The 12,991-nt window shown below is 38.9% G+C and carries 11 protein-coding genes; 3 read left to right on the top strand and 8 right to left on the bottom strand.

Translation table 11 applies throughout. The features are described from left to right. Window positions 1-30: 30 nt before the first annotated feature. Window positions 31-537 (top strand): DUF2911 domain-containing protein, encoded by a 507-nt coding sequence (locus FHS59_RS19740; protein ID WP_184497313.1) that lies wholly within the window; start codon window positions 31-33, stop codon window positions 535-537. An 80-nt stretch (window positions 538-617) separates the two neighbouring features. Here FHS59_RS19740 and araD1 read toward each other — a convergent pair whose 3' ends face one another. Next, window positions 618-1,625: an AraD1 family protein gene (araD1, locus tag FHS59_RS19735; protein WP_184497311.1), complete on the bottom strand. Its 1,008-nt coding sequence runs from the start codon at window positions 1,623-1,625 to the stop codon at window positions 618-620. Window positions 1,626-1,810: 185 nt separating this feature from the next. On the opposite strand from araD1, the gene FHS59_RS19730 reads away from it, so the two are divergent. Continuing rightward, complete coding sequence (locus FHS59_RS19730; protein WP_184497309.1) at window positions 1,811-3,121, top strand: DEAD/DEAH box helicase; 1,311 nt, start codon at window positions 1,811-1,813, stop codon at window positions 3,119-3,121. Between the two features lie 94 nt (window positions 3,122-3,215). On the opposite strand, the gene FHS59_RS19725 is transcribed toward FHS59_RS19730, so the two are convergent. From FHS59_RS19725 to FHS59_RS19705, 5 genes are all read right to left on the bottom strand, one after another. Beyond that, window positions 3,216-3,974: a heme ABC transporter ATP-binding protein gene (locus tag FHS59_RS19725; protein ID WP_184497308.1), complete on the bottom strand. Its 759-nt coding sequence runs from the start codon at window positions 3,972-3,974 to the stop codon at window positions 3,216-3,218. Window position 3,975: 1 nt separating this feature from the next. Further along, entirely contained in the window at window positions 3,976-5,004 is a 1,029-nt protein-coding gene (locus FHS59_RS19720) for a FecCD family ABC transporter permease (protein ID WP_184497305.1), read from the bottom strand. Next, window positions 4,991-5,866: a heme/hemin ABC transporter substrate-binding protein gene (locus FHS59_RS19715; protein ID WP_184497303.1), complete on the bottom strand. Its 876-nt coding sequence runs from the start codon at window positions 5,864-5,866 to the stop codon at window positions 4,991-4,993. Before FHS59_RS19715 ends, FHS59_RS19720 begins: the two co-directional genes overlap by 14 nt. Window positions 5,867-5,927: 61 nt before the next feature. After that, the gene (locus tag FHS59_RS19710) at window positions 5,928-8,333 is read right to left on the bottom strand and encodes a TonB-dependent receptor (protein ID WP_184497301.1); all 2,406 of its coding nucleotides are present in this window, start codon (window positions 8,331-8,333) and stop codon (window positions 5,928-5,930) included. Window positions 8,334-8,421: 88 nt separating this feature from the next. Continuing rightward, complete coding sequence (locus tag FHS59_RS19705) at window positions 8,422-8,961, bottom strand: hypothetical protein (protein ID WP_184497299.1); 540 nt, start codon at window positions 8,959-8,961, stop codon at window positions 8,422-8,424. A gap of 338 nt (window positions 8,962-9,299) precedes the next feature. Here FHS59_RS19705 and hrpB point away from each other — a divergent pair, with 338 nt between their 5' ends. Beyond that, window positions 9,300-11,789: an ATP-dependent helicase HrpB gene (gene hrpB / locus FHS59_RS19700; protein ID WP_184497297.1), complete on the top strand. Its 2,490-nt coding sequence runs from the start codon at window positions 9,300-9,302 to the stop codon at window positions 11,787-11,789. On the opposite strand, the gene FHS59_RS19695 is transcribed toward hrpB, so the two are convergent. After that, window positions 11,786-12,406: a hypothetical protein gene (locus tag FHS59_RS19695; RefSeq protein ID WP_184497294.1), complete on the bottom strand. Its 621-nt coding sequence runs from the start codon at window positions 12,404-12,406 to the stop codon at window positions 11,786-11,788. The genes hrpB and FHS59_RS19695 overlap by 4 nt on opposite strands. A 34-nt stretch (window positions 12,407-12,440) precedes the next feature. Further along, on the bottom strand, window positions 12,441-12,968 hold the full coding sequence (locus FHS59_RS19690) for a HEAT repeat domain-containing protein (protein WP_184497292.1): 528 nt from the start codon (window positions 12,966-12,968) through the stop codon (window positions 12,441-12,443). Between the last annotated feature and the right edge of the window lie 23 nt (window positions 12,969-12,991).

Here is a 12,991-nt window from a genome sequence, read left to right as displayed (position 1 = left end):
ATTTTGAACACAAATCTAAAACCAATAACAATGAACTTTAAAAAGAGTCTTTTAGCATTTGCACTACTTGCATTTGTAGGCTTTGCAGCCAATGCTCAAGAGAAAGCAAGTCCTGCAAAAACAGCAGAAGGTACTGTTGGAGATGCCAAAATCACCATTAACTATAGCAGTCCTGCTGTAAAAGGCAGAGTGATCTGGGGGGATTTGGTTCCTTTAGGTGAAGTTTGGAGAGCTGGTGCAAACGAAGCAACTACTTTCACCACTACCAAAGATATCATGGTAGAAGGTAAGAAATTGCCAGCTGGAACTTATGGTTTCTTCATCATCCCAGGTGAAACAGAATCTACCTTGATTTTCAACAAGGTAGCTAAGCAGTGGGGTGCATTTGATTACGATGCCAGTCAGGATGTATTGAGAGTTTCTGTACCATCTCAGCAGACTTCTTCTATGGAAGAGCGATTGGTATATGAAGTGAAACCATCTAGCTTCGAAATCAGATGGGAATATGGAAAAGCTTCTGCTAAGCTAGGTTCTTAAAACCACAAAGCTGAAAAAATGAAACCACGGGAATTTTCCCGTGGTTTTTTTATTTAAACTTGAAAGTCTTTTTGAACTACTTATAACTTCTTTATTACCTGAGGATTTTTTTCTTTTTCTATTTCTAGATAGTTGACCAAAGCTCTGCCCATTCCTTCCCAAGCCACAGTCATTTTATCTCCTTCCTCAAGTAAGATTTTGTTACCAAAACTAAAGGCATCTGCTCCATAAAAATGAACATGGGATTGGAAGGGAATTCTATGTGAATCGTATTTGAAATGATGAAACTCCAGATTTGCCAAATTGTGACACATATTCTGTTGGCCTGTATTGATTTTGGAACTCCAGACAGTTTCTCCTTTTCGGGAAACAGACACTTCACCAGTATAGCTTTCAAAATCGGCATCAATGACCAATTCCGGTCCAATCGAGCAAGTTCTAATTTTTGAAGGTGCTAAGTAGAGGTAGTTCTTTTTTTCCATCACATGGTCTGAAAACTCATTTCCAATGGTCAAACCAATCCGAAATGGATTTCCTTCTATGTCAATGATATAAACTCCTGCAATTTCCGGTTCCTCTCCCCCATCATCCCCAAAAAAGGGAATCTGAAGCTTTTCTCCATGAGCTCTTAATACAGACCCATTTCCTTTATAAAACCATTCTGCTTGTACTCCTATTTCGCCAGGCTCTGGATTTCCTCCCTTCACTCCCATTTCATACATGATTAAACTGTCAGTAGGTTTTTCCTCTGCTTGACTATGCATCATTTGCCTGTTTAAAGCACTGTTATGATGTGTAAGACCCGTACCGGAAACCATGCAAGAAAATGGGGATTCTGGATGATCAAAGGAGGGTAATAATTTCCATTCGCTGTTTCCTTGATAAATGGAATCATAGTCAAGTTTCTCCTCAGAAAGACTTTGTTGGATCAATTCGCGTAACTTCTGATTGTAATCTATAGCCGCTAAGGCAAGCTGATAAACAGAATTGTAATTTTTGAGGAGTGTTAAATTGGGTTCTTGCACCAATGCAATTTTTCTTCCTTGTGAAGGATGGATGAGTTGGACTAGCCTGGTTTTATTTTTCATTTTATTTCAATTAAAAGTATAAAAGCAAAAGGGTACTCTGCTAAAAAAGGTTTACTGATAAATATGGGGCAAAATTTCAAGAATCGCCATTCCAGTTCTTGATATTGTGGCTATTTGAAAAGAGTTAAAATTGAATCCTAATTTATTTTTCCAATTCCCAGATTTTAGGAACCTATCTTTGCAGCATGTCGAATCCCACCAAAAGCCAAGCTGATATTCTTTCTAAACTAGGTATTACCAATCTTAATCCGATGCAATTGGCTGCAAAAGAAGCAATCAATACCGATCAGGACCTGATTCTTCTATCTCCAACCGGAACCGGTAAAACCCTGGCTTTCTTGCTTCCCTTGATTCAAAATCTGGATGAACAAATCGCAGAAATTCAGTTGCTCATCATTGTTCCTTCCCGTGAACTTGCCATTCAGATTGAGCAGGTGATGCATGAAATGGGCACGGGATTCAAAGTAAATGCGGTTTATGGTGGTCGAGCTGGATCAAAAGATAGAATAGAGATCAAACACCGACCAGCGGTTTTGATAGGAACTCCGGGAAGGGTTGCTGATCATTTGCAAAGGGAAGCTTTCGAAAAACGATTTATTAAAACCTTGGTATTGGATGAATTTGATAAGTCGCTTGAAATAGGCTTCGAAGTGGAAATGAAATTGATTCTTGAAATGCTTCCTCATTTGAAGAAAAGAATTCTGACTTCAGCAACTCAGGACGTTCAAATCCCGAAATTTGTCCAGCTGAAATCATCCATTATAATCGATTTTTTAAGCGAGAAAATCTCCCAGCTGAAAGTGAAGCGAGTACTCTCCCCTTCCAAAATTAAACTGGAAACACTGGTTCAACTGATCAGCAATCTTGGTCAGCAGAATGGTATTATCTTTTGCAATTTCAAGGATTCCATCCAACAGATCAGTAATTATTTATTGGATCATGGAATCTCGCATGGCACTTTTCATGGGGATATGGAACAACAGGATCGTGAGCGATCTTTGATCAAATTCCGAAATGGTACTCATCGATTGTTGTTGGCCACAGATTTGGCAGCCAGAGGAATTGATGTGCCTGAATTGGGCTTTATCATTCATTTTCAACTTCCAAATCGTGAATCTGAATTCATTCATAGAAATGGCCGAACTGCCAGAATGAATGCTGAAGGGACAGCTTTTATCCTTCAGCATGAAAAGGAAAAGTTGCCCAATTTTGCAGCTGATGCAGAATTGCAAACTTTAAATTCAGCAAAGCTTCCCGCTCCATCCCAATGGTCTACTTTATTTATTTCTGGAGGAAGAACCAATAAAATTTCCAAAGGAGATATTGCAGGTTTGTTCCTAAAACAAGGCAAGCTAAAGCAAGATCAATTGGGTGTCATCGAACTCAAAACAGATTGTGCCTTTGTAGCGGTAAAAACAGATCAAGTGGAATCGCTTATACCGAAAGTAAATCAGACGAAGCTCAAAGAGAAAAAGGTTAGAATTAATTTGATTTAAGATGGAAATAGGAATTGTATTCTTGAGTAACATTTTACCAGATTACAATTCCATTTGATCCTTGTTTTAAATTGAGTTTTCACAAACCAAAAACTTACTTTATCTCAAACTTATTTTCTACTACCACTCCAAAAACCTCATAGATATTCTTCTCATTTAACACATCATCAGAGGCACCTTTTGCAAAGACTTTTGAGTTTTTTAATAGCATAATGGTATCAGAATATTTTGCTGCGATATTCAAGTCATGAACCACTCCCAATACTGTCAAATCAGGGTTTTCGACCATGAATTCTCGGATCTTATCCATCAAGTCATATTGGTAAAATACATCCAGAAATGTCAGGGGTTCATCTAAGAGTAACAGCCTGGATTTTCCTTGAACTGGCTGCCAAATTTGAGCGAATACTCTTGCAAATTGTACTCTTTGCTTTTCACCCCCACTCAGTGTTAAGTAGTTCCTATCTCTCATCTCATCCACTCGGAAAAGCTTCATCGACTCTTCACAAATCCTCATATCCAATGAATTGGGGCTTCCTTCATAATGAGGAAATCGCCCCATCAAAACTACCTGAGACACATCCAGTGGAAAACTCAATTCAATATTCTGAGATAAAACCGCACGAATTTTTGCTTGCTCTTTGATGGAAATGTGATGAAGATTTTTTTCATCCATTAACACAGTTCCATTACTAGGTTTTAATTCTCCACTGATCAGTTTGATTAATGTCGATTTTCCTGCGCCATTAGGTCCGAGAATCAAGTGCATTTTACCTTTTTCAAAGTTTGCAGAAACATCCTGCACCAATTGCTTTCCGCTTTTTTCGAAGGATAAATTTTCTAGTGTAATCATCTTAAAAAAAGTAATTGCTACGTCTTAGAAGGATAATAAATACGGGTACACCAATTAGAGAGGTGACGATTCCGATTGGCAATTCTGCCGGAGCCAATAACAATCTTGCAGTTAAATCTGCCCCGGTCAAAATAATCGCTCCCAACAATGCCCCTGCCCAAATCAGAAATCGATTATCCGATCCATTTAACATTCGTAATAAATGGGGAACAATCAACCCCACAAAACCAATCACCCCAACAAATGCTGTTGCGACAGCGACCATAACCACATTGACCAAAAGGATTTTGATCTTCAATTGAAATATGCTGATTCCCAATAATTGGGCTTCCTGCTCTCCTAGCATCAAAGCATTGAGTTGTTTGGCATATCTTAAACTGATCAAAACACAGCAAACCGTTACTCCTGCCACTAAGTATAAACCTTCCCAGTAGGAACCTGAGAGTGTTCCCAAGTTCCAAAAGGTAATAGATCGGGCTTGTGGATCCCTTGCGATATAGGATAAAAAACCAACCCCGCTAAGGAATAAAGCATTGATGGCAATACCAGTAAGCAATAAAGAAACTACGGAGCTCTTGCCACCTTCCCTTGACTGAGAAAGGTAGAAAACCATCAAAGTAGAAAGTATCCCTCCAATACAAGCAGCGATTGGCAGAGTCCATTCTCCAAAGTGAAAACCAAACGTTGCCCCCAATACAAAGTACAAGGCAGCGCCAAATGCAGCTCCACTTGAAGTTCCTATCAATCCTGGTTCTACAATTGGGTTTCGGAACAAAGCTTGCATCAAGACTCCTCCCACTGCCAGGGCCGCTCCAACGAAAATTCCCATAATCACTCTTGGCAATCTGATCTGCATGAAAATCCGCTCATTCAGATCTGTGATTTCAGTGCCTTCAAGAATATGGGAAAGTGAACTCCAGATTTCCTGAATCGATATAGTCACCGCCCCAAATTTTACGGAAAACAAAGAAATCAGCACCAGGAGAATGATCAGAATCCCTCCAATCGCTTTAGATTTATTTGGATTCATCTGGGTGAATTAGCTTTTGAATTCGGAGGACATTTTCACCTGTTCTAGGTCCTAGGTAAACCATGTCATGCTCTTCCACTCTGAAAATCTGCTTGTTCTGAAAGGCTTTGGTGGCAGAGATTCCCGGAAGTTTTTCGATTTCATTTCCCTGGCTCAACTGATCATATCCAAAATCAGTAAGAAGTATGATGTCTGGATTAGCAGCTGCCACAACCTCAGGAGATAATTGTTTCATTTGGCTTTCAGCTTCTACAGCCATTTCTCCCCCAGCCCATTCGACCATTTTTGCAGCAGTACTGGATTTGGTCATGACCAAGTAGACATTCGAGGCCCTACCAAAATGGATTACCAAAACCTTTGGCTTGCTGCTGAATTTTTCTGCCTCAGCCAAAGCTTTTTCCATATCCGTATTTAGTTTTTTAATGAGCTCTTCAGCCTTTTCTTCTTTGCCATAATAGTTTCCCATTTCCCGAAGTAAAGAGTCCGTTCCGGCAATAGTTGATTCATAGCTGCCAAAAGTCTTCATAGGGATTTTCAATTCTTCTAGCTGGTTTACCACTTGCTCAGGTCCAATGTTATTGTCATGGAGAATCAAGGTGGGTTTCATTGCTAAAATGGTTTCAGTGCTCAATGCCCGATGATAGCCAATGGTTGGGAGATCTTTGATTTCTGGTGGATAGGTGCTGGAAAGATCAACTGCAACTATATTTTCTTCAGCCCCCAAAGCAAAAATGAATTCAGAATACTGCTTCGAAATACAAACAATCCGCTCTTCATTGGTTTGTTTTTCATCCTTATTTCTAAACCTTCCACAGGCCATTAATGTGCTGAGAAGTAGCAATGCAAATAGATAGTTCTTCATAACTGAAAATTTAGAAACCTGCCTCCAAATGGATGAAGGCAGGTTTTAGATAGCTTAAATTTTAGAAGGTATATTTTAGATTCAATCCCCCAAAGAAGTTGATTTCATTTGGAGTAGGGATATATGCATCAGGCAACTGATTCACAAAGACCATGTTGTAATATTGGGTACCTGTGATATTATTCGCAGCTACATATACATCCAAATCAAAATGTGAGATGCTTTTACGATATCCAATCTTGGAATTCAGCAATTCATAAGGATCTGTTTCATTCAGTCCATCTGAAGTGTAAGGCATACTGCTTCTGTAATTGAAATAAACATTGCCATAAAATCCGACATTGGTTTCTACATCTACACCTGCATTCAATACAAAAGGCGCTACTCCAGCAACTGCTAATCCAGAATAATCTTCTACGACGGTCATATCTTGACCTTCAGAGTTTTTACCAACTTTTTCAAATTGGTAATCTTCGTATTGGAAATCAGAATAAGTGAAGTTGACAAATGGCTGAAGTAATCTGATAAATCCTGTGGAAGACTCCATTGCTCTATAATTCAGATACCCTTCAATTCCCTTGTTATTCAACTGACCGCCATTCACTAAATAGGAATAAAGTGTTGCCGTATTATCAGGGTTTTGAACAGTCACGGTGGTGAACTTGTCCTGGAATTTAGTTTGAAAGATCGCCAACGTGTAAAACAGTTTGTTGTCTCCGAAATTTCCTTTTGTTCCCACTTCAAACTGAGTTCCTTTCTCAGGTTTTAAACCGGTATTCAATTCACCAGTCGTTGAAATCAGGATATTGCTGCTGACTGGAGCTTTGTAGCCTGTGGAATAAGATGCGTAAACAGAGGCTTTTGAATTGATTTCCTTGTTAATCGCTAGAGTTGGAGATACCAGAGAATTGTAGCTTTTTTCGTAAACTTTCAATTTCTCATTTCCAGGATGATTGTTGGACAATCCCCAAAGTCGATCCTCCAGACTTATTTTCATATTGCTGATGCCTAGACCAGCTGTTAGACTCAATTGATTTGGCAATTTTAAAGTCCATTGAGTGAAATAGGAAGCCGTAGAGCTTGTGGTCACTTGATTACTTCGGATGCTGGTAATAATGTTATATCCAGAAAGATTGGTGCTATCAGCCGACATACCATACCCAACAGTTTGGGCATTCATTTTTTGTGCTTCCACTCCGATATTTCCTGATAAACTTACTTGATCAGAAAGATCAAAATCCAAATCAAATACTGATCTAAGACCATAATTCAATGGTGATTTATCTGTCCATCCACCAGCTGAACTGTTATCCAAGCTTTGCGATGAGCCAAAAAGAGAAGTTGTATTAGAAACTGTATTACTAAAGCGGTAAGTATTTCCAATTCCTGCTCGGAATGTTTTCACTGCCGAATGCGCGTTGTTTTTGATGTATCGCGCATTTCCTGAATAATCCAATGTTTCGTACTGCTCTATGGTCAACTCACCATTTCTTTCATCATAGCTATTGGCATAGCCAAAATAAGTGTTGACACTGTGCTTCGCATTCAATCTGAAATCTCCCGTTAAGTTCACAAAATCCTTGGTTGATTTGGTATGATCCATAAACCCATCGTATTTCTGATTGCCGTAATTAACCAGTATAGATGAGTTCTCATTTCCAATACTCAAACGGGTTGTTGATCTTACCAAACCATAATTTCCAAGCATCACATCTTGTCCAATAATGGTTTTGTTTTTGGGAGCCTGTTCGGTTTTCATGTTGATGACTCCTGCTATCGCCAATCCATACAATGTTCCAGAAGGACCTTTCAAGACAGAGGTATTTGATACTGAACCATAGTCAATATCATCCATCAGGGTGATTCCTTCAGCATCTGTAATCGGAATTCCATTCAGATACATTTTTACTCCTTGCCCATCAAAGTTGTTACTGACTCCTCGGAATCCCATGCCACTACCGTATCCTCGGATATTGATTTGCTGTCCTCCAGACTGGGTTCTCCTTTGCATAAAAACTCCAGGAACATTGGTGTTGATAGCGTCATCCATAAAAAGACCCGTTCCTCTTTTTAAGGCTCTATTATCCATTTCCACAATGGAAACAGGTTGCTCCAATTGTAATTTGTTAGAATTGGCATTTGCTGTGACCTCGACTTTTTCCAGTTCCTGATCATTGGATTTCAGTTGGATTTCTAAAATTTCCGAGGTACTACAATCAAAGGTTTTGGTAAGAGTTCTATATCCTACGTGGGTTATTTTTAATCGAACAGAACCACTACAAGGAATCGTGAATTCACCTTGATTGTCAGAAATCACTCCTTTGTTAGAATCCACCACTACTATATTCGCCCCTATGACTGGGCTATTATCTAGTTCGTCTACGATTCTTCCTTTTATTAGCCCATTCTGGGCAAAAGAAAGCACAGAGCAAACCATACTCATTGCGAGTAAAATTATTTTTCTCATAATATGCTGTATAAAATATTGTAAAAAGACATACCTCTCCCAGCCTTTTAAAAGGTGGATTTTTTGAGGTATTAATTAATAAGAGAGATTATGAAAAATTTGGTGGTGGAGTTAAAACCTCCTTAAAAACGGGTAGATATTTTGTTGCCATTAGCAGAGCCAAAGCTGGATCTAGATGGGTTTTTGGATTGATTTTAAAATCAAAATAATCATTGAAATAAAGCAATTTCAATGCCTTGACAACCTTGGTGATGGGGCTATTGGGTTGATTGGATTCATGTTCTATTTCCAGAAGAACCAACGTATCTAGCTGAGCAAAAAGGATAGTTTCTTCTTTATCATTGACACAGTGAAGATGAATAGAATCTCCAACGATTTCCTTCCTGACGATGTCAAACATTTCGTTTTCATGCCGGAATTCTATATCAGGCCTTTCCCAATCAAGTTGATCAAATTCAATTTGGCTTAATTCAAAATAATGTAACTCATCCTCTGGAATTCCTGATTTGATTTGTCTTTTGATGGATCTTCTGACCTGTGCTTGCTGAACCTTGAAAACTATATAAGTTCCAGTGAAATTTGAAAAAATGGTAAATAGCAATAGAAAGGACAGTAGACTTTTTACCATGTAACTTCTCTATCTAAAATGTTTCCGATGTGCAGAGTCATGTTTCTACTGTAGGCTGAATTCTATTTTCAAACTGATCTAATGTATTTAAGTAACCGTTAGAGTACAAGTGTAATTGGTTAGAATGGGGAATTTCCGTGAATAAGCATCGATTTTTTATTTGAAGATGTATTTACACCTTTTGATAAAAATTTTACGCTATTGCCAGAACCATTGCTTCTTTGATTGCTTACTTAATTATGAATCAAATTTTCCTTTTTGCATTTTTTCTTATTCATATTTAGAAAAGAATGGACAAAGCTCATCCCTAGTTCAGAAACTCCTATTTTTGCAGCCTCATGCTTCAAAATTTCGATTACAACAGTTTTGATTTACCGGTAGCAGAAATTATTTCTGAGGTAAATAAACACCTTTCCGAGTCCAATTCTTTAATCATTCAAGCCCCACCAGGTGCAGGAAAAAGTACTCTTCTTCCACTTGCTTTGTTAAATGAACCTTGGCTTCAAGGAAAGAAAATCTTGATGCTGGAGCCACGTAGATTAGCGACAAAATCCATCGCAACCCGGATGGCAGACATGTCCAATACCAAAGTGGGAGATTTGGTAGGATATAGAATTCGGTTTGAATCGGTGGTTTCCAAAAACACCCAATTGGAAGTAATCACGGAAGGTATTCTTACTCGAATGCTACATTCTGATAACGCTCTGGAAAATGTAGGATTGGTGATTTTTGATGAGTTTCATGAGCGTAATCTTCATTCCGAAGTGGCATTGGCCCTTTGTAGGGAAGTTCAGGAGGTCTTAAGAACGGATTTAAGAATTCTTCTAATGTCTGCTACGATTGATACTCCTACCCTTTCCGAGTTGCTCGGAGCAAAGGTCATTCAAAGCATGGGGCGGCAATATCCTGTGGAAGTTTTTCATCTCAATGAAGTAGATGAATACGCCATTGGAGAGGATACTGCGAGACAAATTATTCCATTGACAAAGAAGCATGAAGGTGATTTTTTGGTGTTTTTGCCGGGTCAGGGTGATATTAAAAAAGCAGAAGCTGTCCTTCGAAAAGCTTTACCGAATGACTTGGTATTGCCACTTTATGGTCAGTTACCTCCTGGGGCACAAAACCGAGCAATTATGCCTGATCCTGCCGGAAAACGGAAAATCGTGTTGTCCACAGACATTGCAGAGACCTCTCTGACCATAGATGGAATCAAAGTTGTGGTCGATTCTGGTTTTGCGAAATCCTCGAAATTTGATCCTCGAACAGGGCTTTCCAGATTGGTATTGCATAGAATCAGTAAAGATTCGGCTGACCAAAGATCTGGTCGAGCTGGACGTTTGACTGCTGGTCATTCGTATCGTCTTTGGACGAAGTCCGTTGAAAATCAATTGGCTGAGTTTCGTACTCCTGAGCTATTAGAGGCTGATTTGACGCCTATGGTTTTGGATATGAAAGCTTGGGGTCAAGAAGATATCCGGGAGATGACTTGGCTTACACCACCTCCTGCCGGCACCTTACATTTGGCAGAGAAAACCCTTGAGGCTATAGATGCTTTGGAAGAAGGAGAAATGACTCCACATGGTCGCGAAATCCATGCGGTGCCGACTCATCCAAGAATTGCTCATTTACTTTTATATGCCAAAAAACATGGGAAATTAGGTTTAGGAACCGATATCGCAGCAATTCTTGACGAAAGAGATGCATTGGGGCCAGATGCAGGTGTAGATCTCAATTTGAGAATCGAGGCTTTGAGGAGATATAGAGATCGGGGTGTAACTATCCCTAGAATCAAGAAAATAGAGAAACTTGCGGCTTCCTATCGTTCCATGTTTAAGATTGCAGCAGAAAATAAACCAGTGGATCCTTGGATGACTGGGTTGTTATTGGCTTATGCCTATCCTGAGAGAATCGCGGCTGCAAGACCTGGAAATAACGCCCAGTTCCAATTAGCGAATGGAAAAATTGCCCAGATTGGTCATCGGGATGATTTGGCACATGAATCTTGGCTAGCAGTAGCTCATGTCGATGCACGTGAAGGAATGGGTAAGATTTGGTTGGCAGCTCCATTAAATCCGAAAGATTTAGCTCCTATGCTGAAGACCAAGGAAGTTATGGAATGGGATCGAAAAAAAGGTGGTTTGATAGCCCATACTGAAGTACGAATCGGAGCTATTATTTTAGGAAAAAGACCATTGGCTAAATTCGATTCCAGTCTGGCCAAACAGGCAATTCTTGAAGCTGTAAAAGAAGAGGGAGAATTACTTCTAGATTGGAACGACGAGGTGATTCAATTGATGAACCGTGTTCAATCGCTAAAAAAATGGAACCCTGAGCAGAATTGGCCTACTTGGACCATGGCGAATTTATGTGATACAGCAGATTTATGGCTGGAACCCTATGTTTCCAATATCAAGCAAAATGAGGATTTTAAAAAGTTGAATCTTAAGGAAATACTGACTTCCAGTTTGGATTATGAAATGCAAAAGGAATTGGATCGTTTGGCTCCAAAAACGCTTTCTGTACCTTCTGGAAGTAAAATTTCGATAGAATACCAGGAGAATGGGGACACTCCTCGCCTTTCGGTTCGGCTTCAAGAACTCTTCGGATTATTGGAAACACCCAAAGTAAATGACGGCAAAATCCCAGTTCTTATAGAAATGCTTTCTCCAGGATTCAAACCTGTTCAGCTAACTCAAGATCTCAAAAGCTTCTGGACAAATGGATATTTTCAAGTGAAGAAGGAATTGAAAAGAAGGTATCCAAAGCATGAATGGCCAGACGATCCAGTTTCTGCAGAAGCTGTAAGGGGTGTGAAAAGAAGGAATTAATCTATCTTATCCAGATAGTTTAGAAATTTGAGGTAGGAAGCTATGTTGAAAGGAGTCATTTGCTGCTCCTCAATATGTTCCAAAAAGATATTTCTGATATAAGGATAATCGCTTGGGTTATACAATTTACTCAAAGCAGTGGCACGAAAGGCATTATAAACAAAGTTGTGGGTTTTGAAAGATTTAGCTTTCCTTTCAAAAAATGCCAATTCCAGATTGATAGGATCACTCATTTTATTCAGCCAAGGAAATCCTTCCAAAACAAAAAACTTCTCTGCTGACATCATGATCTGGGAAAGTTCCCAATCATTTTGCACCACAAATTTGTCTGGGAGGTATTTGCCAATTTTATCCAAGGTCTGAATTAGCGTGATGGATTTTTCTGCATAACCACTGAGAGTAGGTAGAAACTGATGAATCAGCTCCTCTACCTTGTCTATCCTTACTCCTAAATTATATTCAACAATTGATTCAGAATTGTTTTCATTCAACTGAATAAAAACCACTTGTTTTCCAAGTTCAAAGAATTTTTGAAAATTCATGCAGTTACCATTCAATTCAAATCCAAAATCTTGAAAAAATTGAGTATGTAAGCCGATGAAATTTACTCTTTTCATGTTTACATTAACACAAGAATCAGATTTTTGTTGCCTATTTTTCAGAAAATAATTCCCTCATTTCCTGCAACATAGGTTCGATTTCAGCTTTTTTTATTGCCAAGCTTCCTTCATCTTCTGGATTATGTAAATAATGGTTCCAGTGTTTTTCAGCTTTACGGATCGTTCTAGGTGTAATTTCAAATTCTACGCTATCCAGATACTCTTTAGCCAGAGTTTCTGCTTTGAAATTTCCGAAAAGATAAACTCTAAAAATATCCACCAATCTTTCGCTTAAATCGAATTCTTCTAGAATCTGCACGAAAGCTCCTTGGTGATTTTGGTTCTTTTTATCTCGAATAGCATCAAAAATCGCATCTAGAGATTCTTCATTGAAACTGGTCTTAGAAAGGGCTTTGCAGGCTAGGTAGGCTATTTCCCATTGATCTCCTTTTACAAGTTCGATCAGTTTATCCCGAACTTCTTCTGTGTTGATTTTTCCTAGTTTTTCAGCAAAATAAAATGCCTCTTTTTCGTTTGGATCACAGATTTTGTCAAAAAGCTTTTGGGTTTCCTCCTGCATAAAATTTCAGTTTATTTGCACAA

It is taken from the genome of Algoriphagus iocasae (assembly GCF_014206875.1).
GTDB classification, from domain to species: Bacteria; Bacteroidota; Bacteroidia; order Cytophagales; family Cyclobacteriaceae; genus Algoriphagus; species Algoriphagus iocasae.
This window is presented reverse-complemented; position numbering and strand designations above follow the sequence as displayed.